Here is a 25020-nt window from a genome sequence, read left to right as displayed (position 1 = left end):
GGTAGGACCGTTCCTGCACTACGTGGCGGCGAAGGCGGCGCTGGAGTTCTACAGCCGGGGACTGGCCTTGGAGCTGGCCCCGTCCGGAATCCGGGTCAACACCGTGTCTCCTGGCAGAACCGCCACCCCCGGCGGCGAAGCGACGCGGGAGCAGTGGGCGCGCCTGAACACGACGCCGGCCGAGACCAACGCCAACGACACCGCGCCGCTGGGCCGCGATGGCCGGCCCGACGACATCGCCAACGCGGTGCTGTTCCTCGTGTCCGACCGGGCGAGCTGGCTGACCGGGAGGAATCTCATCGTGGACGGCGGCGAATTCCCCATGGGTTGACGCCGACGGCATTCAACGGCCCCCGCTTCCTTCTCGACCGTCAGGACGCCGGCGAGAAGGAAGCGGACTCGGACCACGTCTCTTGACGCAGGAGTTCGAGCAGAGCCGTCTCCGCCGGGCCCGCGCCGTGGCGGAGCACGGCGATGACGGGCTGGGACACGACCGGGAACACCGGGCGAACGAGGTGCTCGTAATCGTGGGGCACCACGGAGGCCGGGACGAGCGTCACCCCCAGCCCCTGGACGGCCCAGCGCACGGCCGTCGCTGTCTGGGACACCCTGGCGACCGTGGTCGGGGTCAACTCGTTGTCCCGCAGCACGTTCAGCAGCACACCGTCGAGCGCGCTGTCGCGGTCGAACCTCACCCACGGCTCCCCGTCCAGTTCGCGCAGCTCGACCCGGTCCGCGGCGAGCTGCCGGTGCCCGGCGCCCAGCACCACGGCGAACTCCTCGTCGCCGAGGTGGTGGGCGTCGGCGGGGCTCTGGTCGCAGGCCGCCATCAGGGCGAGGTCCAGCAGGCCCTGGCGACACAGCCGATCCAGCTCGGCGGAGCTCGGCTCTTCGAAGACGGTGACCTCCAGCCGCGGGAAGCGGCGACGCAGTGCGCCCAGCGCGCCCGGCAGCTGCCGCGTGCCGAAGCCCATCTGCACCGCGACCACCAGCTCGCCCACCAGGTCGTCGGCACCGGCTCGCGCCGTCGCCCTCGCCCGCCGGGACGCCCTCACCGCGATCTCCGCCTCCCGCAGGAACGCGCGGCCGACCACGGTGGGCACCAGCCCGGTCGGCGTGCGGGCGAACAGTTTCACGCCGAGTTCCCGCTCCAGGCCGCGGATCTGCTGGGACATCGACGGTTGAGCGACGTGCAGCAGCTCCGCCGCCGCCGTCACCGAGCCCTCCTCGGCAACCGCCAGGGCGTACTCGTACTGACGAAGGCTCATCGGCTCCCGTCCCCTCCCTGCGGTGTACCGCGGTCCACCCCCGTTGTAACTTTGTAATCAGCGTAATCGTAGTGAGCGTTTTCAACCTCGGCAGATCGGGTTCTCGATGCGATCGAAACAGGCATCGGGGCTTGGGCCGTCGTCAACCCGTGGAGACGGCCACGCCCGCACCCCGAGGCGCCCACGCGGGACTCCTCACAGCTGAACAGCTACCGGAATCAGGCTGGCACACGTTCCAGGCCACGATCACCGCCCGCTCGATGTGGCTCCCATCAACTGGCCAGCAACAGGCCGTTGATGAGCACTTCGGCCACGTTCTCGGCGTAAACCTGGGCGGTCTTTTCGCCCGGTGAAATCAGCTGCGGGTTCATCAATGTGGCGAGCCCGATCTGACCGTAGGGCGCGGAACCGCCGGACGTGAGAAGAAAATAGAAGACCTCGGGTGGGATGTTCTTGATTCTCCCCTGCTCGCGCAGCAGTTCGAAAACAGGCATGAACCGTAATTGGATGGGCTCGATGTAGTGGTGGTAAAGATACTCAAGCCGATCCGTGAGGGTGCTGGCCTCCACCGCGACAAGGCGAGCCAGATAGGGGCGGGTCGCCGCAAACTCGATGAAATTCCGGATCAACACCCTCAGTCGCACAATGGGGTCAGCCGTTTCATCGTCCGTGACCTCCAGGTGTTCGAGGAGTGGGCCAAAAGCCCAGTCGACGGCGGTCCGCCACAGATTGGCCTTCGAACCGAAGCGCTGATAGAGAAGGTTACGGCTGACACCCAGTTCGTCGTTGACCCTCCGCAACGAGACCCCGCTGTACCCGTGCACAGAGAACGCCTCGATCGCCGCGGCCATGACGTCGTCCATGGGCGCGAACTGGGCGTCTTTGCGTGGGCGTCCGCGCGGACGGGTGACAGGTGACGGGATGTCGGGCATGGGGCCACCTTTATGACGCCTGCTCTCCTCCGCTCGGGGTGGAGGAGAGCAGGCGCGCCAGGGGGGGACAGGGCAACTGGTCCGTTACCGCGCAAGCTTGTCAACGGGCTTGAACTTCGCTTCGCCGCTCTCGAGGTTCTTGTTGAGGAAATCATGACGGGCGCGCCGGTTTTTCTGGTCGATCCACCCGGACACCCCGGGGACCGTACGGCGAAGGGTCTCGCGCGTCGCGTTCGGAATCACCCGTGCGATCGGGGCGTAGCGCCATAATCCGGCGTCGGGCAGGCCCGTCCCGAGATAACTTTCCTCGCCGAGGTAGAAGCGTGCGTGACCGAGCTGCGCCTTGTATCGCAGTGTGCCGTAGACCTTGCGCAGTCCCCGTGCGTCCTCAGCGGGAAGGAAGGTGTCCATGAACGAGCTGCACAGGTTCTGGGAGTCTTTGCTCGGAGTCGGCTCCTGCACGAGCGTGATCAGCAACTGGGCGCGGAAGCCTTCCGTCACGGTCTCCGGGAACCACGGCAACTCGACACCCATCAGGTACCCGACGTAGCGCCAGTGGTGCATCATGGCTTCGATGTCGGCGTCGGTGGGGCGGTATCCGATGAGCTTCAGCTGTTGCCCAGGGGCGAACGAGCTGAGCAGGAGGGTCCCGAACATCCCGAATTGGCTGATGGGCATACCGAGCTTGGCCTGGTCCCACTCGGCGTGCGGCAGCAGGGTGTGGCGGATCATCGAGTGCAGGGTGCGCACGAACACCGCGGAGCGGCGGCCGACGCCGCCGGGTCGCATCGCACCCGGCTCGGTGGTGTCGGTCCAGAGGCGGCAGGTCTCCAGGAACCGGCCGAATGCCGACCCGCCGGTGTAGGCGCCGGTCAGCGCGAGCGGTTTGGCGATGGTCTCCAGCGCGTAGCCGGGGAACGAGACCATCCCGAAGTACGGGTAGAGCTCCTTGTACCGGCGGAAGACCTCGGCGCCGTGTTCGACCTTCGCCCAGTCGACCCAGTCGGGATCGGTGTTGATCTGCTCGAACAGCGCTACGAGTTCCGGAGGGGCGTCGTCGACGCTCCCGATGCCGTGCTGGAGGGCCTGGTCGACGTCTTTCCTGGCGCGTGCCTTGCCTTCAGGCGTGGCGAACGCGGCGTCGATGTAGGCGTCGCCGAGCCGGTCCCCGGTGTTCATCGCGCGCCCGAACGCCTCCGCGAGGTCTTCGGGAACGTCGAGGTGGCTCTTGGCTATGCGTTCGAGCTGCCACTTGGTGGTGTTCGCCATGGGGGTGTCGACGAGTCGGTGATACGAAAAGCATTCCGGGATCGACACTTCGGCTGACCGAGTCACTTGTGGTCACTGCCTTTCAGGTTGGTGTGCGGTTGAATGCCCGCCGAAACGGACACTTCTTTCTGTCAGCCGGATAGTTCACCGGCCAGTCCGAGGGCCGTGCGGTCTGCGGCCGCCTGGTCCGCCAGGGTCTCGTCGCGGCCCAGCAGCGCGGCGATGAAAGCCTTGCCGCGCAGTTCTCGCTGGGGCGGGCCAACGAGGACGTGGGTGTGGGGACAGCCCTCGCCGAGGGAGTAGGTGTAGACGCGTTCCGAGCCGGTCACCCGGGTCACGGCCGCGCTCACCCGGGAGAGCAGCGGACCGAGCTCCGCGGCCTCGGCATCGTTCAGGTCCGCGAGTCCTTCGGTGTGCCGGATCGTCTGGACCGCGACCCAGCCGGGGACTGGCATGGCCGGGTGCGGGGACACTCCCCAGTGGCCGGTCCGCAGCAGCCAGCCGGGATCGGCGGCAGCGAGCGTGCCGGCCCGGTCGCAGAGCACGCATGCGCCGGCGGTCATCGCGCCGCCTCGCGTGGTTCTGCTGTTTCAGCGTCGATGATCGTGTTGGTCAGCGTCCCGATGTTGTCGACGGTGACCGTGACGACATCGCCCGCCCGGAGGAACCGTCCCTCGGCCACGCCCGTTCCCCCGGGAGTGCCGGTGAGGATGACGTCGCCGGCTTCCAGGGTGAGAAACGAGCTGACGCACGCCAGCAACTGAGGGATCGAGAAGACGAGCTCGGCCGTCGACGAGCGTTGGCGGACGACCCCGTTGACCTCGGTCGTGATTCCCAGTGCGTCGTACTGGCGCAGCTCGTCGGTGGTCAGCAGGGCGGGGCCCAGTGGCTTGAAGCCGTCGAACCCCTTGGCCAGGGCCGGGCTGGCCATCGGCAGTGCCGGGTTCTCCCCCGACTGGATGTCGCGCGCCGAGATGTCGTCGGCGACCGTGGCGCCGCCGACGAAGTCCCACGCGGACTTTTCGGGGATGTCGCGGCCGGTGCGCCCGATCACGACGGCGAGTTCGCCTTCGTAGTCGACCTTGTCCGGGGCGGTGTGCGGCAGCCGTATGAAGGTACCGCCGGCCGTCACGGCGGAGCCGGGTATCAGGTGGAAGCGGGGGAAGGAAGGCAGCGGGTTGCCCGTTTCCGCGGCGTGGTCGCGGTAGTTCAGGCCGATGATGACGATCTTGCCGGGCCGCCTCACCGGCGGTGCCAGCGTGGCCTCGTCCCAGCCGATCGCCTTCCGGGTCTTCACCCCTTCCAGCTCGGCCAGACGTCCTTCGGCGATGAAGTCCTCGAGCGGTCGTGGGACGTCGAGGAGTTGCAGTCCGTCGGGCCCGCCCCGCGCGATGCCGTCGGTGGTCTGCGCGAGCAACATGGCGTTCTCCGTTCTGTCGGTAGTAGGCGGATCTGGCCGGTCAGGCCGGGTTCCCGTCGCCGATCAATGCCGCGCTCGTCCGGCCGGTCACCTGATCCAGCAGCCAGTCAGGGTCCGCGGGGCACTCGTCACCGCGCCAGGCGACGATGCCGTCCGGACGGACCAGTGCGATGGCGCACCCGTACAGCTCCCGGGTGCCCGCGACGCCGGTCCACTCCTCGTCAAGGGGGATCCCGCGGTGCCGGAACGCCGCGGCCAGCGACCCGCTGTCGACGGCGGGCGCGATGTTGAGGAGGGTGAAACGCCCACGGAACAGGTCGAGCACCGACCGTCCGTCGGCCAGCGCGATGTGCGGGGCGCGGTGCCCGGGGCGCGCCGTCGGCACATACTCCCCGGGGTCGTCGGGGGGCTCAGGGGTGCCGTCGGGCACGACCAGCGGTGACTCGGAATAGCGCAAGCCGAGCTGGACACCGAGGGACCGCCACTCGGCCTGGCGGGTCGCGACGATCCGCTTGCCGACGAACGCGCGCGTCGCCTCCCCCGCGGGATCGTCCAGTGTCGGATCGGACAGGAACGCGTTGTCCATGCGGTAGTTGTGCCACGCACGGCGCACCATGCGCTCACCGTGCGGGCGGCGCTCGGCGGTGTAAGTGTCGAGCAGGCAGTCCGGTGCCCAGCCGCGCAGTACGGCTTCCAGCTTCCAGCCGAGGTTGGCCACGTCGCCAAGACCGGTGTTCATTCCGTGCCCGCCCGAGGGCCACATCCGGTGTGCGGCGTCGCCTGCCAGCAGGACGTGCCCGGACCGGAAGGACTCGGCCACCACCGCGTCGCCGCTCCATTCCCTGGCGTCGAACACCTCCACCTCCTCGACCGCGCAGTCGAGTGCGTCGGCGATGGTCGCGCGGACATCCGCGAAGGCGGGTGACTCGCCGTTCTTGAGCGGGTAGGTGACGCGCCACAGGTCGCCGCCGTCGAGCGAGCCGAGAATCATGCGGCGGGGGTTGATCAGGTAGTACTGCACAGCCGGGGCGTGCGGGATCCGCTCGCGAAGCCCCGGCAGCTTGACGAAGGCGCCCTGCCACCGTGCGCGGGTTTGGTCGGAGTCCCGCAATGAGGCGATGCCCAGAGTCCTGCGGATCGGCGATCCGGCGCCGTCACAGGCGACCAGGAAACGCGCGCGTACCGTGCGGGGCCCGTGTTCGGTCGAGGAGAGCCGCACCGAGACTCCCTCGGTGCCGTCGTCGAAGCTCTCGCAGGTCCATTGGAAGCGGAGGTCCACTGTGGATTCCGCGACCGCCCGCACCCGCAGCGCCGGATCGAACCAGAACTTCGGCCACCACACGCCACCCTCCGGGCTGAGCCCTTGGGTGGTGGTGCGCCGGTCCGCATTGGACGGACGAGGGAAGCGGGCGAGTTCGTAGGTCGTCATCCGGGAGACGAAGGAGATGTCGCGCCGCTGGTCCGCGGGAAACCCGCTGTCTGCTACCGCGTCGGCGATTCCCCAGCGGCGCAACAGTTCCATGGACGCGGTGTCGATGGACTCCGCGGTCGGGTAGCGGACGACGCCGTCTTCGCGTTCGACGACCAGGACGGAGAGCCCGCGGCCGCCGAGTTCGATGGCGGTCGCGATGCCCACGGGGCCGCCGCCCACGACCACGATGTCGTAGGTGTCACTGGTGATGTCGCCGGTCGGGCCCGGCGTCGAGACGGGTGTCATCGTTCCCAGAGCATTTCGCTGAGGTCCCGCCCTGCCTGCGCGCCCGCGAGCAGGCGTTCGGGGTCCAGCGGGAATCCGTTGGGGTTGTTCTTGAACTCGTCGGTCGCCATGAACGTCCGCATTTCCTGCTGTGAGGTGAAGTTCAGCGAGGACAGCTCGACTTTGTTCCCGTCCGGGTCGCGGTAGTAGAAGCTCGTACCGGGGCCGTGGTTGGACGCCTCGATCGGTAGGTGGCCGCTGTTCTTGAGGGTGCTGTAGAGGTCGAGGAGCGCGTCGATGGTCGGTGTGCGCAGCTGGAAGTGGTGCAGGCCACGGGATGTCGGTCCGGAACCGATGTCCTTGCACTCGAAGACGGCGATGCGCTGGCTATAGGGCGGGTCGAAGTAGAAGTCGAGAAAGCAGATGCGCGACGGGTCGTCCGGGTCGTCGGACGGGGGCGGCGTCATTTCCACGCTGCGCGGTTGCGCCAGCACCAGCGAATAGAAATCGCAGAGGCGGTCGTATTCGGTCGTCCGCAGGACGACTTCCGACAAACGTATTCCGGACATGTCAATTGTTCCTTGCCTGAGGGGATGGATACGGCTCAATGAAGCAATACGGCCTTCGCCACGGCTCCCGAGCGGACGTCGTCCACGGCCTTGTTGATGTCGTCCAGCGGGTAAGTGCTGATCATGGCTTCAAGGGGGAAGAGGCCTTTGCCGTGAAGGGCCAGAATGCGCGGCACGAGTACCGCGGGGGCCTGGTGGCCGACGATGGAACCGGTCACGGTACGACCTTCGAGGAGCGCGAAGGCGTTGGTGTGCAAGTCCGCGCCGTCCGGCGCGACGCCGAGGATCGCCGCGCTCCCCAACGGGGCCAGGGCTGCCACGGCCTGGGCCATCACCGCGGGCACTCCGGTGGACTCCACGCTGAAGTCCACGCCCAGCCCCGCGGTCAGTTCCCGGACCGTCTCCGCGCCGGCGTCATTCGTGGCGTCGAATACGTCGGTCGCTCCGAGGCGAACCGCGAGATCGAGCCGGGAGCGGTGGATGTCACTCACGATGATCCGGGAAGCGCCGGCCGCCACGGCGGCCATGACAGCGCTCAGTCCCACGGCACCGGCGCCGAATACGGCGACCGAACTGCCCGGGAACACCTCCAATACATTCCACACCGCGCCCGCTCCCGTGATGACGCCGCAGCCAAGGGGGGCGAGAACATGGTCGGGCAGGGAGGTCCCGGGCACCCGGATGAGACTGCTCGGCCGACATAATCCGTAGCCGGCGAACGACGACTGGCCGAAGAATTGGTCCCGCACCGGATCACCCGAGGCGTCACGAAACCCGACGGACCCGTCGGCGCGCTGGGCACCGAAATTCAGCGGGAAATGGTCAGGACAATAGGCGGGCTGACCCCTCAAGCAGTTCCGGCAGGTGCCACAGAAACTGAAACTGGCCACCACGCGGTCGCCCTGGCTGAACCCGGTGACAGCGGAGCCGACCGCCTCGATCACTCCGGCGCCCTCGTGCCCGGCGACCACGGGGAACGGAGTCGGCATCCGTCCGGCCGCCACCTCCAGATCCGTGTGGCACAGTCCGGTCGCCGTGAAGCGCACCAGCACCTCGTCCGGGCGAGGGTCGTCGATGGTCAATTCTTCCAAACGGAATAAGTCGTTGTCCGGCCGGCACACCGCTGCTTTCACCCGGTCCATGGCAAGCCTTTCGATGACGAACTACGTGGAGCGGGACGACCTGGAGAAACGGCGGTTCCGGTGCCGCTGGGACGGCGGACGGCTTCCGGCAGGCGGCTCATCGGAGCGTGACCGGCTTGAAGTCCGGGAAATGCGGGCCGACGAGGGGCGTGCCTGTCTCACGCAGCCTTTCCAGCCATTCCGCTCGGGTGGACGCTCCGAGCTCGGCGTCCCAGTCGAAGCCACAGCGCCAGTCGGGGTGGTCCAGCGCGGCCGGGTGGTGGAAGAGATCACCCACCAGGGCAAGGCTCTGGCCTTGTGACTCGATCAGCGCGATGGAGGCGCCCGGCGTGTGGCCAGGGGCGTGAACGAGGCGTAGCCAGTCGAAGACGGAAACCGAGTCGCCTTCCCAGAGCACGACCGCGTCACCCAATGGACTGACTTTGTCCCGCACCGCGTCGTCCGCGCCGTCGACCACGAAGTGCTTCCAGTCCTGAGCGTGAATGTGGTGCCTGGCACCGGAAAAGGTGGGCCAGCCGTTTGTGGAAGCCCATCCCACGTGATCGATATGCAGATGACTGAGGACCACGTCGGTCACCGAGTCGAGTGGGCAGCCCAGCTTCTCCAGGTGACCGGGCAGGAGTTCGCGGACCGCGGGGAGTTCGCCGCCGGGGATCAGCTGGGGAGCGAAACCGCCGCCCAGATCGAACACGACACGGTGTCCCTGTCCGTCGGTGGCCAGGAAGCCACCGAACGGGACGGGAAGCAGACCGTCCTCGTCCACGGTGCCCGGCAAACTCCGCCAGGTGGACATCGGCAGGTCGGGATAGAGCACGGTCGGCGGCATCGGCAGAACGCCGTCGGGGAGGGAATGAACCGTCACATCGCCAATTCGCATGGACCACTCCAGTGTGGGCGAGATGTCGGCAGGCTGCGGTGCCTGCCGGTGGAGAGCCGACTCAATGAAGGGTCGACCGAACTGGTCCCGAGACTAGACATAAAAGTGTTGCTAGTCAATTTTTTCAACCAGGCTACGCCGTGACACTTAGCTATCACCCCATCACCATCCGCGCATAGTCGAGAGCAGGTGAGGCCAGTCAATCCGGCCTGACGAGCGGTCACCTGCTCCCCCATGCACGGGCCGCGCAGCCGACATCCTCCTGCGCCAGCACCCCTAAAGTGCGACATCTAAGCGATGGGATTACCCTGCGGTCATGAAAGCCGACTCACTGTCACGTGACGCACGGCGCGGCTTGCTGCTGGTCGGCGCTCGCGAACGGCACATAGGTCGCGGACAGTCAGCGCACCGTGGCACGTCCGACCGAACGGGCTCCGTCGCCAGCGTCGCCGCATAAATTGACTAGCAACACTTTAAACTTTAAGGTCGAACTCACAACGCATCAGAGTCGACACGCCCGCGCGGAAAGTGGTTTACCGACCGTCCGGGGTGTTCACGTCCCATGAACAAGAGGAGTGGCGTCATGCCGGGTCAACGTATTGACATCCATACCCACGCGATGCCGGAACAGGCTGTCGCGGTGATGGCAGCGCGGGGCTTCAAACCGACCGGTGGCTACAAGATCTCGGTGCGATGGACGCCGGAAGCGGCGCTCGCCTACATGGACCGGCAGGAGATCGCCGCACAGCTGGTGTCGATGCCGATGACGTTCGGGGGGTCGCCGGACGACCCGGAGTTCGGCACGCGGCTGACCCGGATGATCAATGAAGGGCACGCCGAACTGATCGCGAAGCACCCGGATCGGTTCGGAGCCTTCGCTTCGCTGCCGGGTGATGGCCCCGAGCAGGCGCTGGCGGAGATCGCGTACGCACTGGACGAGCTGGGGCTCGACGGTGTGGTGCTGACCTCGAACGTGCTGGGGCACTACTTCGGCGATCCGCACCTGGAGCCGGTACTGGCCGAACTGGCGCGACGACAGGTGCCGGTGTTCGTGCACCCGGTGGACTGCCCCTACATCGACGTGCTGGGCTTCGGCCGCCCGAGTTCGATCGTCGAATTCCCCTTCGACACCGCGCGCAACATCACCAACGCGCTCTACACCGGGGTCTTCCGGCGGCATCCGGGACTACGGCTGATCCTGGCCCATTGCGGTGGGGTTCTGCCGATGCTCGGCTGGCGGATCGGCGAACACACCGTCATGGGACGAGGACCCGACGACGCGGACATCGACCCCGCACACGTCGCCGACGTCTTGCGCGGGCTCTACTACGAGACGGCGCTGGCCGGCAGCCGCAACTCGCTGCTTCCCACGCTCGAAGTCACCAGTTCGGACCACATCCTCTTCGGCACCGACTGGCCGGCGGCCCCGGAGCCCACGGTCGAACTCAACATCGCGAACCTCACCAGCTTCGACGGCTTCACCAAGGAGGAACTGCAGGGCGTGGAGCGCGACAACGCCCTTCGCCTGTTCCCGCGTTTCGCCTGATGACCTGACCGCCGGGGCCCCGCCGGCAGCGGGGTGGCGGGCGACGCCGCCGGGGTCCTGGTGACCCCGACGTCGTCCGCTGCGGGTCAGTCGGGCCGGTCCAGTGCGGCCAGGGCCGGGGCCGGGTCGAGCGCGGGGTCGAGCCGCGCGGCCTGGCGGAGCAGTTCGGCGAGGGTGGCCGTCAGGACCTCGATCAGGTCGTCGGTGGAGTACGGACAGCCGTCCTGGAGCCAGACGATCACGGCTTCACCGAACGCGGCGAGCCAGGTTCGCAGGGCCAGTCGTACGGCGGGCCGTTCCGGGTCGAGGTCGAGAATCTCGCTGATGGCCTGGATGGCCAGCCGCTTGGAGGCATCGACGATGGCGTGGCTGTCAGGGTCGGTGCTGAGCATGAGCCCGAGATAGGCGGCCGGGTTGTGCCGGGTGGAGGTGAGGTGGTCGCGGACGAGGTGCCGGATCCGGGTGCCGGGAGGACCGGGCGGCGGTGGGCCTTGCGCGAGACGGCGGGCGATCTGTCGCATGGCCTCGCGGTGGATGCCTCTTTTGTTGCCGAAGTGGTGGGCGATCAGCCCGTAGGCCACTCCGGCGGCGTCGGCGAGGTCGTGGACCGAAACCTTGTCGTAGGGCTTGTCGAGGAACAGCTGGACCGCCGCGTCGAGGAGCTTGCGCCGGGTCGAAGCCGCGCGCTCGGCTCTAGTGGAGACCATGCCTTCAGTCTAGTTGATTGTGTATCGTTGATCTTAAATCAATGAAAGTGAGGATGCCGCAATGGGAGACATCGCGATCATCGGCGGGGGTCCCGGCGGGTTGACGGCGGCCATCGCGCTGGCCCGGCGCGGCGTCCGCAGCACGGTGTTCGAGCGTGACGCCCACCCCGAGCGCATGCCGCGTTTCAACCCCGACCGCTCCTACCCGATCGACCTCACCGGCCATGGCTTGAACGCGGTGCGGTACATCGACGCCGTCGACCATTTCGACGCCCACATGGTCCCGTTCCGCGGGATCAAGTCCGGGGGCCGGCTGCGCGACCCGTGGTCCGAGCCCGGCTGGATCGGCTCGCGGGGGGACATCATGCGGGCACTGATCTCCGTCGCCGACGAGCGGCACCACGACATGATCGACTTCGTGTTCAACAGCGACGTGCGCACCGCCGACGTGCACACCGGTGAGGTGGCAGGGGCGCGCTTCGATCTCATCATCGGCGCCGACGGCGCGGGCTCGGCCGTCCGCGCGGCGATGCGCGAACAGGTCGAGGGGTTCACCGTGGAGGCCTCCACCGTCCCCAACTACGGGCTCATACTGGAACTCGACCAGGTCGGCGACGAGTTGGACAAGCACTACCTGAACGGGCTGGCGTTCAGCCCACTCACCCTCGCCGCGGCGATCAACGACGAGAACAAGCCGGACGGCGTGCGCTGGATCTGCGTGATCGGGGTCAACAAGCCGACCACGTTCACCTCCCCCGAGGACGCCACCACCTGGCTGCGCAAGCACTCCCCGCGCGTCCTGGACCTGACCAGCGAGCAGGCGATCGCCGAATTCTCCCAGCGCGAGGGCGCCCACCTTGGCCAGCGGCTGACCTGTTCGAGCCTGCACGGCGGCAAGGCGGTGCTGCTCGGCGACGCCGCCGCCGCGTTCCCACCCGTCGGCCAGGGCGGCAACGCGGCCCTGGAATCGGCGATCGTCCTCGACAAATGCCTGGCATCCGGACCGCTGGACACCGCCGGCGCCCGCTACAACGCGGCCTGGAAACCCGAAGCGGACGCGATCTCCTGGATCGGCGGGCAGATCCGCTACCAGAACACCATGGCCAACGTCCGCATGATCACCGCCTCCGTCCTCGGCATCAATATCTTCAAAGAAGCCAAAAGCTCCACCCGCCCCTACTCCGAAGTGCGACAAGCAGCCCGCCGCCTAGGACCACTGTGGGCCTGACCTCGTCGCCGTCTTGCGGTGACCACGGAACCAGGGCGTCGGCCCACCCAGGGCCATTCCGCCGTGAACATTGACCGGGACCAGGGAACGGACTGAGATCATGAGTCGTCATGCCGGGAATCGACCGCAGCGGGTCGAAGGGCTGGCCGATCTGCCGGACATGGGTGGCCAGGTAGCTCTTGTGACCGGCGCGAGCGACGGCGTCGGACAGGTGGTCGCCCGCCGGCTCGCGGAAAGCGGGGCGGTCACTCTCATCGCGGCACGAAACCAGGCGAAGGGCTACCGCGTTCGGGATGAGATCAGGAAGGCCACGGGCAACGACACGGTCGACGTCGTGGAGTTGGACCTCGCGAACCTCACATCGGTGCGGGGAGCGGCGGCAACAGTGCTGGAACGCTGGGACCAGCTCGACCTTCTCGTCTGTGTCGCCGGATACCTGGGGCATGGCGCTCGAACCGAGACGGCCGACGGCTTCGAGACGACACTCGGCGTGAACCACCTCGGGCATGCGCTGCTCGCGCGGCTGCTCGAGGACCGGATGCGTGCGAGTGCCCCGAGCCGTATCCTCTTCGTCGCCTCCGAAGCCTACCGCCGCGCGAAGGGCGGCCTCGACTTCGACGACCTGATGATGACCAAGGGGACGTTCCAGCCCATGCTCGCCTACAGCCGGTCGAAGCTGGCGAACATCCTGTACACCCGTGAATTCGCTCGCCGGCTCGAGGGATCCGGCGTGGACGTCAACGCTGCCCATCCCGGAATGGTGGACACACCGATGATGAAGGCGATGTTCGACCACCCGGTCGTGCGCAACGTCTACCCCTTGGTCCGCCGCGCGTTCATCTCTCCCGACGATGCCGCCGCCGGCCTGCTGCGGGTGGCGCTCGACCCAGCACTCGCGAACACGAGTGGCCGGTTCTACGACCGAGGGGTGCTGACGGAGCTGGGGGCCACCGCACTCGACGGCGACGCGGGGCGACGACTGTGGTCCGTCACCGACGAGCTCGTCGGCCTCAGCGCCGGTGACCACGCCTGACGCTATCTAGGCAGGCGGACCACTAAGCGGCGGAGCCGAGTTCGTCGACGACGTCACAGATTTCGGGGTGGGCGGATCGCACGGACGACAGGATGGCGACGGTCGCGCGGTAGACGAGCTGCTCGAGTTCGTCCACCGGGACGTCGCAGTCGTGGATGAGCCAGTCGATCGTCGCCTCGTCGAGCATCCCCATGATCCCGCGGATGGCGATGCGCAGCGACGGCGGCGGCGGTTCGGTGGTCAGGCCCAGCAGGTCCAGGATGAAGTCGGCGCCGGCTTGGCGCCCCCGCTCGAACAGCTCGTCGACCTGGGGGCCCTGCCCACCGGCCCGCATGAGGCCAAGCATGGTGTGGACGTGGCCGCGCCGATATTCGATGTGCCGCCGGAACAAGCCCCGCAGCCGCTGCTCCTTGGTGTCCTCGTCCTCGCGGGGCTTGTGCAGCTCGAGTACTTCGTCCAGCACCTGTTCCAGAACCGCGAGATACAGACCGCGTTTGTCCTTGAAGTGATAGAACAGCAGCCCGTGCGCGACACCGGCCGCCTCGGCGATCTCACTGATGTAGATCTCGTCATAAGGCTTGCGCGCGAACAGATCCGCCGCGACAGCGACGAGCGCCGCCCTGCGCTGCCCGCGCGCCGGCGTCGTCCGCTTACCGGAACCCATCTGAGCTGCCCTCCTGCCGACCGCGGTGTCCACGCTATTCGACGCGGCGGTCACCGTGCTGCGCAGGTAGCCGATGCCCTCGACGGACACTTTCACCCGCTGTCGGCCACCAGCTCAGGCCAGGCCGTCCTGGCCTGAGCGAGCCGAGGCAGTGCCGTTGCGCTCACTCGGCCCGGTGACTCGCGCGGCCTAGTAACTGAAGGTTGTTGCGGCCTCGTCGCCGATCCAGTCCCACATCGGGACGGTTCCGCCGAGTTCCGCGTTGACGACGAGGTTGCCCTTGCCGAGTTTACGGGCGTCGAAGCAGATCGGGCACACCAGGAAGCGTCCACCGGCCTTCTCGTATCGGTCCATGAGATCGGTGAGGGATGGACAGCCATCACACGCGACGGCGTGGGCGAAGTCCGGAATCGCGAGCCGGACGGCCTCCTTCGTCAGGAACATCAGCGTTGGACGTCCCTTTTCGGCGGCTCCCACCGCGACGAGAAACGCCACGGTCACCCTTTCGGAGTCTTCCAGCCCGGCGCAAAGGCTGATGACCGCTTTATTGCTCATCCTGTGTCCTCCTGCGTCGCAAGCGGGATGTACCGGTGGGTACGTCGCGCGAGGAGGCAGAAATGTAACGTTTACGGCAAAACCGACTCATCGCTGGAAGCGGTGGCCCCCCGTGGATCTTGAGCAAGGGGCACAATCATGATCATGCTACGGCTGGCGACCGGCTCAGCAGGCTCCGGCCGTGGCAGGCACGCCGAGTCCGGCGGCGGGCACGTCGCGTTGCGCCGGGCTCACGGAACGGCTGGTCGCGGAGGTGAGTGGAGACATGGAACTACGGCAGATGCACTATTTCATCGCGTTGGCCGAGCATCTGAACTTCAGCCGCGCGGCGACGTCACTGTTCGTCGCCCAGCCATTGCTCAGTCTTCAAATTCAGAAACTGGAGCGGGAGCTGGGAGTCGCATTGTTCCAGCGAAGCAGTCGCCGAGTCTCGTTGACGGAAGCGGGACGATTTCTGCTTACCTCCGCCAAGAGGATTGTCGCTGAGGCGGACTACTTCACCACGGTGGCTGGTCATTTTGTGGACGGTTCACCCAAGTGGCGTTTTGCGGCTGACACACGTACGCAGAGAGCGGCGGCTGACGCGCCCGAGTAGCGTGCACAGGCGGAGGGCAATCGAGATGGGTTCCAGTAAGCGGGCAACACCAGCACGCGGGCAACGCCGGGCAGCGCTTGTCGCTGTCGCGGCCGAAATGTTCGCGCGCAAGCCCTATGGCGAGATCTATATCAGTGAGATCGCCGAGGCGGCCGGTGTCGCACATGGGCTGCTGTTCTATCACTTCAAGGATAAACGCGGTCTGTACCTCGCTGTCCTGGAACAGGTGCGCGACGAAATACTCGAGCTGCACAAGCCCCGCGAGGATGAGGACACGCGGGAGAGGCGGCTGCGGGGCCTGTTCCGGCGGCACATCAGGTATCGGCGCAGCCACGTCCACACCATGCTCGCCCTGATGCGGGCCGGCGGGCAGGATCCCGAAGCCGACGAACTGTTCAAGCGAGCCCGCCAGGCCGGCGCCGAATTCCTCCTGGACCTCTTGGGCCTGACCGAACCGCCGCCGTCAGTGCGCATTGCGACCCAGGGCATTATGGGGATGCTCGACGAGGCGACGATCGACTGGCTCACTCACGACTGCGATGTCCCCGAAGACGAACTCGAACAGCTTGTCTACCGGGCGACGGTGGCCATCTTGTCGTCCGTGCGATCCGCCCACCCCGGCATCTGCCAGGTGGTCGACGAACTGGACTCGATGGCCTGACGGCAAACGGCGATATCGGGCAAGCTCAGAGTCCCGAGAACAAGCTCCTGATCGCGTTAATCGCGTCCGGATCCCCACTCGCCTTGGCGGCCTTTATCCGGCTGAAGCGGCTCAGAACCATCTCCGCTGCGTCCTCATAATGGAATATCGCCGGCACTTCGCTCAAGTCCTCAACCGCTTCGATGACGAACTGGCTGCCTGCGACGACGACCTTCCACTGACCGCCCCATGCGCCACCGGTCCTGATGCCATAGGAGATGGCGGCGCCTGCGGCCGCACTGTGATTGAAGGTGTAGCCCCATAGACTGAACAGGTGCGGGATCAGAGTCCCGGCTGATCGCTCGTCGAGCCTGGTCGTCGTGTCGCCCTGTCCCCAGCGGATGTCCCAGATATGCAGCATGTAGTCCGCGACCTGAACCGCCGGGAAGGTGGATGAAGGCATGGCGCCGAACAAGGGGTGGGCGATGGTGAAACCGTCCCATTCTTCCTCGGTCAAGTCTCGGAAAATCGCCATCATCTCGGCCGCGGCCGCGGTGAAACGGGCGACAGCCACATCTTGCGCGAGATGACGGTGGGCGAGGGCGCCTGACCGGAGCTTCTCACGAAAGGTTGCCAGGTCAATACCTTCGGGCAATTCGCCTTTGCGCGCCATGTCCCAGCGCTTCAGGTAGTCTTCTGTCTCGTCGATCAGGTGACAGACCACGTCCTGCACGGTCCAGCCGTCGATATAAGTGCCGGAACTCCAGTTGCCGGGATCGCTGACCACGCCGACCAGTCGATCTTCCTCGGCTCGCAAGGCCTCGAGTAAAGCGTCCCGCCCGGTGTAGGGCGTCCTGTATATGCTCATGATCCACCACTTCTCACCATGGGTCGAATTCATACCGGCCGGGAGAATAGGCGGCGACCTGTTTCGATGACGCCCGGCTCTCCGCTGACTTCTCCTGCCTCGATCCGGAAATAGGAAATCAGCACCATATCGGACGGATGCCGATAACGGACCACGGCCTGCACGTCCCGCAGCTCATCGGCTTCTTCTATTGCCCATTCGGCGCCATTGACCGTGACGATCCATTGACCGCCCCAGTCGCCATCTATCCTGATGCCATATCTGATATGGACGCCCTTCGCCGCCTCCGCGTCGAACATGTAATCCCAGAGATTGAATATGTATTGCGTCACGAGGATGCCTGCGGACTGTTCGTCAAGCTTGGCGTCCCTGTCGCCGAGGCCAAGGTCCCAGGCATGAAGCGCATGGTGCCCCAGCTCCAGGGGCACGAAGAACGAGGCGGGCAAAGGCCCCAGAAAACCGTGGGCGATCTGGAAGCCGCTCCATTCCTCTTCCGTCAGCGCTTCGAAATTGACTACGGTCGCGTGAGCCGCCGCCCTCAGGCGAGCAATCGCCTCCTCACGGGGGAGCTCACGAAGGGCGAGAACACCGGCCTTCAATTCCTCACGAAAGTCGGCCAGGCTCGGACTCTTGGGCAACTGCCCTCCGCGCGCCATCTTCCAGTGATCGAGATAGCGCTCGGTCTCGTCAATCATGTGGGCGACCAGATCCCTGACCTGCCAGTCCGGCAGCCGGCTCTCGGCATGCCAATCGTCCGGATTGCTGACCATTTTGAAGAAACGCTCATGCTCGGCGCGCATCACCTCCAGCATCGAGGCGCGGCTGGTGTAAGGCGCAGGAAAATGCATCTTGTTCCTTTCCCCCGAAATCTGTCGCGCGCCAGAAATCCCACCGCGACTTGAGCCAACCGTCTGCCACCTGCTGCCATCCAGCGAGGGTGCGCCGCCGGCCATCGAATCATCGGCCGATGCGAGTGCCAGCGCGACGGGGACCACATCGGCGACCGCAACTTCGATCCGCTCGTAAACCTCCGGGTTGAGCACCGTCGTTCCGTCGAAGTCACCTGAGCTGAGGTATATCCCCATCGGCGCGGTCCAGGATTGGAAGAACCCGAACAGCGGTCGCAACGCCTGGTCGATGACGAGCGCATGCCGCTCGCTGCCACCGGTCGCGACCAGTAGCACCGGCTTGTTGGCCAGCGCATACTGATCGACCAGGTCGAAGAAATGTTTGAACAACCCGGTGAACGTACCGCGAAACACCGGCGACGCCGCTATGAGCATATCGGCGCTTTCCACCGAACGGAGGGCTCGTTCGACTTGCTCGCCTGCCTGCTCACGTTCCAGCGCCGGCCCCAGGCTCGAAGCGAGGGCGTGGGTCTCGATGATTTGCGACTCGATCGGAGTCCGGGAACCGAGGGATTTCAGAATCAGCTCGACGAGTGCGGTGGTCTTGGACGGCGCGTGCATTGTGCCGATAACGGCCACCACCCGCAGTGGATTGGTCATGACTTGGCCTCCGCGTTCTGCTCACCGCGCAGCGAGGCGATTTCCTTACGTACCACCGGTGCGACCTCAGCGCCGAGTAGCTCGATCGCTTTGATGGTTTCCTTCTGCGGTACATCTCCGAACGCCAGCTGGATCAGGAGACGATCGTGCTGGAAGAGCTCGTACTGCGCCATGATCTTGTCGATGACCTCCTGCGGGCTGCCGAGGAAGTAAGCGCCGCCTGGAGTCGACTGGGCTTCGTAGGCCGCGAAGGGCATGGGAACGCCCCGCCCGCGCTGGTGATTGTTCGCGGCCCAGCCCGCCTCAAAATACGGATGCGAGATGTCGATGGCTTCCTGGTGCGTATCAGCGACGAAGCCCGGCGAGTTGATCGAGACTTTCAGCTGGGCCGGATCGTGCCCGAATTCCGTGGCTGCTTGGCGGTAGAGGTCGACGAACGGCGCGAATTGCCGGTAACTGCCGCCGATGATGGCGAGCGAAAGCGGCAAACCCAGCTTGGCGGCGCGTACGGCTGAGGCTGGAGTGCCACCGACCGCCACCCATAACGGTAGCTCTCGCTCTGGCTGGGGGGTGATGTCGGCGTTCCGCAGAGGAGGGCGAGTCAAGCCCTGCCAGGTGATCGGATTCTCCTGGCGCAGCTGTTGCAAGAGGTCCAGCTTGTCCGCGAACAGCTTGTCGTAGTCGGTGAGTTCGTAGCCGAACAGGGGGAACGATTCGGTGAAGGATCCACGCCCGGCGATGATCTCGGCTCGTCCTCCGGAAATCAGGTCCAGTGTGGCGAATTGCTGGAACACGCGCACTGGATCGTCGGAGCTGAGCACGGTGACCGCACTGGAGAGCTTGATGTTCCGGGTGTTCTCCGCCATCGCGGCGAGCACGACGGCCGGGCTCGACACCGCGAAATCCGAACGATGGTGCTCGCCGACGGCGAACACATCGAGCCCCGCTTCGTCGGCGACGCTTGCCTGTTCGATCAACTCGCGCAGGCGTCTCCCGGGTTCGGGCGGGACATGAGTGACGGGATCGGGTGTCAGTTCACCGAAGTGGTAGATGCCGAGTTCGAATGCCATGGCTGATCAATTTCTTTCTTGCGGCCTAGTGAGGTTATTGGGAGCACGCGCCGGATAAAAAGACCGGTCTTTCCTGGTTGTGGAGCTACGCCGGAGAATTGACGGCCCGGCGGAAGTCGTTCACCAGCTCGCGGGCCGCCGGAATGACTTCGGTGCCAAATTTTTCGATCTGTTCCGGGGTTTCGTGTGCCGGGACGAAGTTGACCGTATCGAACCTTTCGGTGGTGACGAACTCCGAAATGATGCGGGCCCATCCCTCGGGGGTGGTGTTGATGGGTTGCGCGCCAGAGCCGCTGCGGGGACGTTCGGCCGTACCCGGGCGGTCGGTTACCGTGCCGACGAGTTGGATGACTCGCCGGACATCGGTGGGCTGCCGTCCGGCTTCCCGCGCGGCCGCGTCGATCAGGTCTTGTGCCGCGGCTTTGGTTTCGAACCCGGTTCCCAACGGGGCGACCCACCCGTCCGCACGGCGGCCGAGAAGCCGCAGCATGCGAGGTCCGGCGACGCCGAGCCAGATTCCGACACGATGGGCGGGCGCTGGGCCAGGGGCAACGCCGGTGAGCTGGAAGATCTCCCCTTCGGCGTCTGTGGCCGGCCCGTACTGCCAGAGCGCGTGCAGGATTGAGATGGCTTCGTCGGTGGCCGTGACTACTTGACCCGGCTGCCAATGGGGTCCGCCAAGGCCGACGATCTGCGGCCAGGTGCGTCCACCGCCCAGTCCCAATTCGAACCGGCCGCCGGAGAGGACATCGAGGCTGGCGGCGGTTTTGGCCAGCATCGCGGGCGGCCGGAGTGGAAGGTTGGCGACGTTGGGCATGAATCGCAGCGTCTGGGTCCGCCCGGCCAGCACGCCGATGATCGAGAACGGGTCGAGGAATTCGGGTACGTAGGGATGATCCTGGACGGAGACGTAATCGAAGCCGGCGTCCTCGGCGGTCAGTGTGTTGTCGATCAGTGCGGCCGCACGGTCCCGGCGTGGGCTGAGAAAAATACCGAATTGCACGGTGTTCATGGTGGCCTCCAGCAACGGTGTGCGAGCGATGGGCAGAGCCGATGTGCGGTGGGTGCGACCGCCTGAGGCATGCCCGGTTACGGAACCGACCTTCTTCGACGGGCCCTGCCTTGGGTTGCCGAACAAGGTCAAGCATAGGAGAACTTGACTTGAAGTCAAGTCAGAAGTAGTGTCGGTCGTGTCACCGAGCAACGACGATTCGGAAGGTTGATACACATGTCTTCACCAGCGAAGTTGTCTCATGTTGTCCTGTACTCCCAGCAGGTCCAGCACATGCGCGACTGGTACGTCCGACTTCTCGATGGGCGCGTCGTCCACGAAACCCCGGCGATCGCCTTCCTCACCTATGACGACGAACACCACCGCATTGCCATCGCCGACGCGGCCGCCATGCAAGAGATCGGGGCCGGGGACTTGGTCAAGGAGGGCTCTGGTCCTGCCGAAATCCCCGCGGGGGCGAGTGCGGCCTTGGCGCCGCAACAACTCGCCCACATCGCCTTCACCTATCCCACCTTGAAGGACTTGCTCGAGAACTGGGAGCGGCTCCGGAACGAATCGGTGCTGCCGGTACTGGCGGTCAACCACGGCCCCACGACGTCGATGTACTACGCCGACCCGGACGGCAATCAAATCGAGCTGCAGATCGACAACTTCGACACAGCCGAAGGGGGTACGGCGTTCATGGGGTCCGAGAGTTTCGCCAAAAACCCCTTTGGCGAGTTGTTCGACCCCGGGACGATGCTCGGGAGGTTGCGCGCCGGCGAGCCCGCGGCTGAGCTGGCGGCCCCCACATGGTGACCGCGATCGCAGGTACGGCCGGCGCCGAAGCCGGTTTGGCGGAGCTGCGGGCGCGCCTCGCGTGTGAGGATGTCGTGCGGGCGTCGTTCCGGTTGATCGATGAAGGGCACGCGACCCAGGCGGCCGGGCTGTACACCGCCGACGGGTCGCTGACGTTGTCGGACGCGACGAAGCAGGCCGGCGACGTGACGCTGCGCGGTGAGGACATCAACCACGCCATGCGGCACCGTGAGGACGAGGACAGGGAGACAGTGCACGTCCTGAGCCAGTCGTCCTTCCAGCTCACCGATCCTGAGGTGGCGGAGTCGGAATGTCAGCTGCAGGTGTATGTACTCGGCGATGATCGGGCGGAGAGCGCGAAGCCTGGATCGTTGAGCCGTGTCCGGGACGAGCTTGTCCGTGGCGCGGACGGCTTGTGGCGTATCTCCGCGCGCCGGATCACGATCCTTGCCGGAAGGCGGTGACCCGATGCGTTTGTACCGCACCACGCGTGGGTTGGCCCGCGGCGAGGGCGACGAGGTGCTTCTGCTGGACCTTCCCCATCCCGACATCGCAAGCCTGCTGGCAGATGACATCACCCTCGCTCGCACGGCACAGGTGACCGAACGAGCGACCCTGGGTTCGATCGAGCTGCTCGCGCCGGTGTCCCGGCCGAGCACGCTCGTCGTGGTCGGAGCCAACTACCGAGACCACGTGCTCGAGGCCGGCATGTCCGTTCCGCCCTCACCGCAGTTTTTCTCGATTTCGGCGGGGCCCGGCCTCGTCACCGGGCACGGCTCGCCGATCGTGGTGCCCGAGGAGGCAGCCGGCCAGCTCGACTACGAGGCCGAGCTCGCGGTGATCATCGGGACCGGCGGGAAGGACATCCGCGCCCAGGACAGCTGGCGCCACGTGGGTGGATTCACCGTCGCCAACGACGTGTCGGCCCGCGATCTCCAATTCCAGGGCATGGACAACGGAGCCGTGGTCGACATGGCCCCCATCCAGCGCAGTAAGACGTTTCCCACCTTCAAGCCGCTCGGCCCGGCGGTGGTGACGCCGGACGAATTCACCCAGCCCCTCGACCTCGCTGTCACCACGCGCGTGAACGATGAACTACGGCAAAACGGCCGGACCAGCGAGATGCTGTTCTCCGTCGCCGAGATCATCGAGGCGGTCTCCGCCAGGACCCCGCTGACAACGGGGGACATCATCCTCACCGGTACGCCCGCCGGAGTCGGGCTCGCATCCGGTTCGTACCTCAAAGACGGCGACATTGTCGAGGTGGCCATCGACGGCATCGGCAGCCTGCGCAACACGGTCGCACTGCTCCCCCGCTGACCCAGCTTCGCCAGGGAGGCGATTCGCATGAGTCCCGGCAAGAAGACGACTCTGACTCGCGGGCAACGCCGAGCGGCGCTCGTTGATGTCGCGGCCGACCTGTTCGCGCGTAAGCCCTACGACGACATCTACATCAGTGAGATCGCCGAAGCGGCAGGCGTCGCGCACGGTCTGCTGTTCTACCACTTCAAGGACAAACGCGGCCTGTTTCTCGCTGTCCTGGAACAGATGCTGGGCGAAATCCTCGAGCTGCACAAGTCCCGCGAGGATGACGACTCGCGGGAGAGCCGGCTGCGTGGCCTATTGCGGCGGCACATCGAGTATCGACGCCGCCACGTCCACACCGTGCTCGCCATGATGCGGGCCGACCGGCAGGATCCGGAAGCCGACGAGCTGTTCGAGCAGGGGCGCAGGGCCGGTGCCGAGTTCATGCTCGACCTCCTGAGCCTCACCACCGAACCGCTGCCCCCATTGCGCATCGCCGTCCGGGGCGTCATGGGAATGCTCGACGAGGTGACGATCGACTGGCTCACTCATGATTGCGATCTCGACGTCGACGAACTCGAACAGCTCGTCTATGCCGCGGCAGTAGCCATCTTGGCGAGTGTGCAGTCCGCCCATCCCGATATTTGTTTCGTGGTCAGCGAACTCAGGTTGACCGCCTGACGGTTGCGACCACAAATCCCCAGCACGACCCGATTCCACCAGGAGTGAGATGAACGGCGCGCAATCCCTGATCCGTACGCTCGTCGACGCCGGCGTCGACGTGTGCTTCTCCAATCCGGGCACCTCGGAAATGCATTTCGTCGCCGCACTCGACACAGTGCCCGAGATGCGCGGCGTACTCGGCCTCTCCGAGGGCGTCGTGACCGGCGCGGCCGACGGGTACGCCCGTATCGCCGAAAAGCCCGCGGCGACCCTGCTGCATCTCGGACCGGGGCTGGGCAACGGCCTGGCGAACCTGCACAACGCGCGCCGGGCGCACACACCGATCGTCAATATCATCGGTGATCACGCCACGTACCACAAGAAGTACGACGCCCCACTGCAATCCGACATCAAGGCGATCGCCGGGTCGCTGGAGGGCTGGGTCCGCAGTTCGGACAGCACGACCAACGTTGGCGCGGACGCCGCCGCCGCGGTCGCCGCGTCGCAGGACGCGCCGGGCCGAGTGGCCACGCTGATCCTGCCCGCGGACGTGTCCTGGGGTGACGGCGGTGTCGCGGCCGCCCCGGTCCCGCCGCGGGGTCCGCTTGCGGTGGAAGAGTCGACAGTGAAATCGATCGCCGAGATCCTGCGCACCGGTGAACCCGTCGCACTGCTCTTCGGCGGGCCGGCCACCCGCGAAGCGGGGTTGCGCGCGATCAGCCGGATCGCCACCGCTACTGGCGCGAAGCCCCTCGTCGAGACCTTCCCCGCGCGGCTGGAACGCGGTGCCGGGCTGCCCACCTTCGAACGGCTCGGCTACCTGGCCGAGCAGGCCACCTCCCAGCTCGACGGGGCCAAGCACGTGATCGTCGCCGGGGCGAAGGCGCCGGTGTCGTTCTTCGCCTATCCCGGCAAGCCGAGCGTGCTGGTGCCAGAGGGCGCACAGGTGCACACGCTGGCCGAGCTCGGCGACGACGTGGTCGGCGCGCTCGAAGCGCTCGCGGACGAACTCGCGCCGGACACCGAACCCGTGCTGCAGCAAGCAAATCGGCCCGCGCTGCCGAGTGGCCCGCTCACCGTGCAGAACTGGGTCGAGGTGATCGGCGCGCTGCTGCCCGAGGGCGCGATCATCTCCGACGAGGCCAACACTTCGGGCTGGACACTGCCCGCCGCGACCGCCGGTGCGCCGCGGCACGATGTGCTGACGCTGACCGGCGGTGCGATCGGCCAGGGCCTGCCGGTCGCTACCGGGGCGGCCGTCGCCGCACCGGATCGTCCGGTGATCGCGCTGCAGTCCGACGGCAGTGCGCTGTACACGATCTCCGCGTTGTGGACACAGGCGCGCGAAAACCTCAATGTCACCACGGTGTTGCTGAACAACCGGGCTTACGCGATCCTGCGGATGGAGTTGCAGCGGGTCGGTGCCGAGGATTCGGGCCCGAAGGCGAACGACCTCCTCGACCTGTCCCGCCCGGACATGGACTTCGTGAAGATCGCCCAAGGCCTTGGCGTCCCGGCGACCCGCGCGACCACAGCCGAAGACCTCGCCGCCCAATTCCGGCGCGCCCTCGCCGAACCCGGCCCCCACCTCATCGAAGCCGCGATCCCCTGAGGTAGGGCCACCGCCTGACGTGAACGACGACGCGGCACGGCGG

At 66.3% G+C, this 25020-nt stretch carries 27 protein-coding genes; 11 read left to right on the top strand and 16 right to left on the bottom strand.

The window, feature by feature from the left end; all coding sequences use genetic code 11:
• The coding region (locus tag VGP60_RS19250) for an SDR family oxidoreductase (protein WP_327549417.1) at window positions 1–331 on the top strand (331 nt) is incomplete at its 5' end.
• A gap of 40 nt (window positions 332–371) precedes the next feature.
• Here the strand turns inward: VGP60_RS19250 and VGP60_RS19245 are convergent.
• The 9 genes from VGP60_RS19245 to VGP60_RS19205 all read right to left on the bottom strand — a co-directional run bounded on the left by VGP60_RS19245 (window position 372) and on the right by VGP60_RS19205 (window position 9173).
• Window positions 372–1268, bottom strand: coding sequence for a LysR family transcriptional regulator (locus tag VGP60_RS19245; RefSeq protein WP_327549416.1), 897 nt, complete (start codon window positions 1266–1268; stop codon window positions 372–374).
• A gap of 272 nt (window positions 1269–1540) precedes the next feature.
• Complete coding sequence (locus VGP60_RS19240) at window positions 1541–2200, bottom strand: TetR/AcrR family transcriptional regulator (RefSeq protein ID WP_327549415.1); 660 nt, start codon at window positions 2198–2200, stop codon at window positions 1541–1543.
• 84 nt (window positions 2201–2284) lie between these two features.
• Window positions 2285–3469 carry an oxygenase MpaB family protein gene (locus VGP60_RS19235; RefSeq protein ID WP_327549414.1) on the bottom strand — a complete coding sequence of 395 codons (1185 nt, stop codon included), beginning with the start codon at window positions 3467–3469 and terminating at the stop codon, window positions 2285–2287.
• Window positions 3470–3600: 131 nt separating this feature from the next.
• Complete coding sequence (locus VGP60_RS19230; protein ID WP_327549413.1) at window positions 3601–4032, bottom strand: hypothetical protein; 432 nt, start codon at window positions 4030–4032, stop codon at window positions 3601–3603.
• Complete coding sequence (locus VGP60_RS19225) at window positions 4029–4889, bottom strand: fumarylacetoacetate hydrolase family protein (protein WP_327549412.1); 861 nt, start codon at window positions 4887–4889, stop codon at window positions 4029–4031. The genes VGP60_RS19230 and VGP60_RS19225 overlap by 4 nt, the downstream gene beginning before the upstream one ends.
• 40 nt (window positions 4890–4929) lie before the next feature.
• Window positions 4930–6606, bottom strand: coding sequence for an FAD-dependent oxidoreductase (locus tag VGP60_RS19220; protein WP_327549411.1), 1677 nt, complete (start codon window positions 6604–6606; stop codon window positions 4930–4932).
• Window positions 6603–7154 (bottom strand): VOC family protein, encoded by a 552-nt coding sequence (locus VGP60_RS19215; RefSeq protein ID WP_327549410.1) that lies wholly within the window; start codon window positions 7152–7154, stop codon window positions 6603–6605. The genes VGP60_RS19220 and VGP60_RS19215 overlap by 4 nt, the downstream gene beginning before the upstream one ends.
• Before the next feature lie 35 nt (window positions 7155–7189).
• Complete coding sequence (locus tag VGP60_RS19210) at window positions 7190–8236, bottom strand: NAD(P)-dependent alcohol dehydrogenase (RefSeq protein WP_327549409.1); 1047 nt, start codon at window positions 8234–8236, stop codon at window positions 7190–7192.
• Between the two features lie 157 nt (window positions 8237–8393).
• Window positions 8394–9173: an MBL fold metallo-hydrolase gene (locus VGP60_RS19205; protein WP_327549408.1), complete on the bottom strand. Its 780-nt coding sequence runs from the start codon at window positions 9171–9173 to the stop codon at window positions 8394–8396.
• A 583-nt stretch (window positions 9174–9756) separates the two neighbouring features.
• Here VGP60_RS19205 and VGP60_RS19200 point away from each other — a divergent pair.
• Window positions 9757–10719, top strand: a complete 963-nt coding sequence (locus VGP60_RS19200) for an amidohydrolase family protein (RefSeq protein WP_327549407.1) — start codon at window positions 9757–9759, stop codon at window positions 10717–10719.
• Between the two features lie 86 nt (window positions 10720–10805).
• Here VGP60_RS19200 and VGP60_RS19195 read toward each other — a convergent pair whose 3' ends face one another.
• On the bottom strand, window positions 10806–11426 hold the full coding sequence (locus VGP60_RS19195) for a TetR/AcrR family transcriptional regulator (RefSeq protein ID WP_327549406.1): 621 nt from the start codon (window positions 11424–11426) through the stop codon (window positions 10806–10808).
• 61 nt (window positions 11427–11487) lie between these two features.
• Here VGP60_RS19195 and VGP60_RS19190 point away from each other — a divergent pair, with 61 nt between their 5' ends.
• Both VGP60_RS19190 and VGP60_RS19185 read left to right on the top strand, forming a co-directional pair.
• Window positions 11488–12654 carry an FAD-dependent oxidoreductase gene (locus VGP60_RS19190; protein WP_327549405.1) on the top strand — a complete coding sequence of 389 codons (1167 nt, stop codon included), beginning with the start codon at window positions 11488–11490 and terminating at the stop codon, window positions 12652–12654.
• A gap of 100 nt (window positions 12655–12754) precedes the next feature.
• Window positions 12755–13687 carry an SDR family oxidoreductase gene (locus tag VGP60_RS19185; RefSeq protein ID WP_327549404.1) on the top strand — a complete coding sequence of 311 codons (933 nt, stop codon included), beginning with the start codon at window positions 12755–12757 and terminating at the stop codon, window positions 13685–13687.
• 22 nt (window positions 13688–13709) lie between these two features.
• On the opposite strand, the gene VGP60_RS19180 is transcribed toward VGP60_RS19185, so the two are convergent.
• Together VGP60_RS19180 and VGP60_RS19175 are read right to left on the bottom strand one after the other, a co-directional pair.
• Window positions 13710–14447, bottom strand: coding sequence for a TetR/AcrR family transcriptional regulator (locus VGP60_RS19180; protein ID WP_327549403.1), 738 nt, complete (start codon window positions 14445–14447; stop codon window positions 13710–13712).
• Between the two features lie 93 nt (window positions 14448–14540).
• Entirely contained in the window at window positions 14541–14906 is a 366-nt protein-coding gene (locus VGP60_RS19175) for a DsrE family protein (RefSeq protein ID WP_327549402.1), read from the bottom strand.
• Window positions 14907–15171: 265 nt separating this feature from the next.
• Here VGP60_RS19175 and VGP60_RS19170 point away from each other — a divergent pair, with 265 nt between their 5' ends.
• Both VGP60_RS19170 and VGP60_RS19165 read left to right on the top strand, forming a co-directional pair.
• Complete coding sequence (locus VGP60_RS19170) at window positions 15172–15501, top strand: LysR family transcriptional regulator (RefSeq protein WP_327549401.1); 330 nt, start codon at window positions 15172–15174, stop codon at window positions 15499–15501.
• A gap of 25 nt (window positions 15502–15526) precedes the next feature.
• On the top strand, window positions 15527–16162 hold the full coding sequence (locus tag VGP60_RS19165; protein WP_327549400.1) for a TetR/AcrR family transcriptional regulator: 636 nt from the start codon (window positions 15527–15529) through the stop codon (window positions 16160–16162).
• A gap of 25 nt (window positions 16163–16187) precedes the next feature.
• Here VGP60_RS19165 and VGP60_RS19160 read toward each other — a convergent pair whose 3' ends face one another.
• The 4 genes from VGP60_RS19160 to VGP60_RS19145 form a co-directional block, all read right to left on the bottom strand.
• Window positions 16188–17042 (bottom strand): maleylpyruvate isomerase N-terminal domain-containing protein, encoded by an 855-nt coding sequence (locus VGP60_RS19160; protein WP_327549399.1) that lies wholly within the window; start codon window positions 17040–17042, stop codon window positions 16188–16190.
• The gene (gene msuE / locus VGP60_RS19155; RefSeq protein ID WP_327549398.1) at window positions 17039–18517 is read right to left on the bottom strand and encodes an FMN reductase; all 1479 of its coding nucleotides are present in this window, start codon (window positions 18515–18517) and stop codon (window positions 17039–17041) included. The genes VGP60_RS19160 and msuE overlap by 4 nt, the downstream gene beginning before the upstream one ends.
• Window positions 18514–19587 (bottom strand): LLM class flavin-dependent oxidoreductase, encoded by a 1074-nt coding sequence (locus VGP60_RS19150; RefSeq protein WP_327549397.1) that lies wholly within the window; start codon window positions 19585–19587, stop codon window positions 18514–18516. Before VGP60_RS19150 ends, msuE begins: the two co-directional genes overlap by 4 nt.
• A gap of 85 nt (window positions 19588–19672) precedes the next feature.
• Window positions 19673–20731 carry an LLM class flavin-dependent oxidoreductase gene (locus VGP60_RS19145; protein WP_327549396.1) on the bottom strand — a complete coding sequence of 353 codons (1059 nt, stop codon included), beginning with the start codon at window positions 20729–20731 and terminating at the stop codon, window positions 19673–19675.
• A gap of 84 nt (window positions 20732–20815) precedes the next feature.
• On the opposite strand from VGP60_RS19145, the gene VGP60_RS19140 reads away from it, so the two are divergent.
• From VGP60_RS19140 to VGP60_RS19120, 5 genes are read left to right on the top strand one after another with little or no spacing between them, the layout of a single operon-like run.
• Complete coding sequence (locus VGP60_RS19140) at window positions 20816–21397, top strand: VOC family protein (RefSeq protein ID WP_327549395.1); 582 nt, start codon at window positions 20816–20818, stop codon at window positions 21395–21397.
• Complete coding sequence (locus VGP60_RS19135) at window positions 21391–21861, top strand: nuclear transport factor 2 family protein (RefSeq protein ID WP_327549394.1); 471 nt, start codon at window positions 21391–21393, stop codon at window positions 21859–21861. Before VGP60_RS19140 ends, VGP60_RS19135 begins: the two co-directional genes overlap by 7 nt.
• 4 nt (window positions 21862–21865) lie before the next feature.
• Window positions 21866–22717 (top strand): fumarylacetoacetate hydrolase family protein, encoded by an 852-nt coding sequence (locus tag VGP60_RS19130; protein WP_327549393.1) that lies wholly within the window; start codon window positions 21866–21868, stop codon window positions 22715–22717.
• Between the two features lie 27 nt (window positions 22718–22744).
• On the top strand, window positions 22745–23383 hold the full coding sequence (locus VGP60_RS19125; protein WP_327549392.1) for a TetR/AcrR family transcriptional regulator: 639 nt from the start codon (window positions 22745–22747) through the stop codon (window positions 23381–23383).
• A 49-nt stretch (window positions 23384–23432) separates the two neighbouring features.
• Window positions 23433–24977, top strand: a complete 1545-nt coding sequence (locus VGP60_RS19120) for an acetolactate synthase large subunit (protein WP_327549391.1) — start codon at window positions 23433–23435, stop codon at window positions 24975–24977.
• Window positions 24978–25020: the final 43 nt, after the last annotated feature.

It is taken from the genome of Amycolatopsis sp., from assembly GCF_036008905.1.
GTDB lineage: Bacteria > Actinomycetota > Actinomycetes > Mycobacteriales > Pseudonocardiaceae > Amycolatopsis.
Note: the sequence above shows the minus strand (reverse complement) of the source record. Positions and strands in the feature narration are given on the sequence as shown.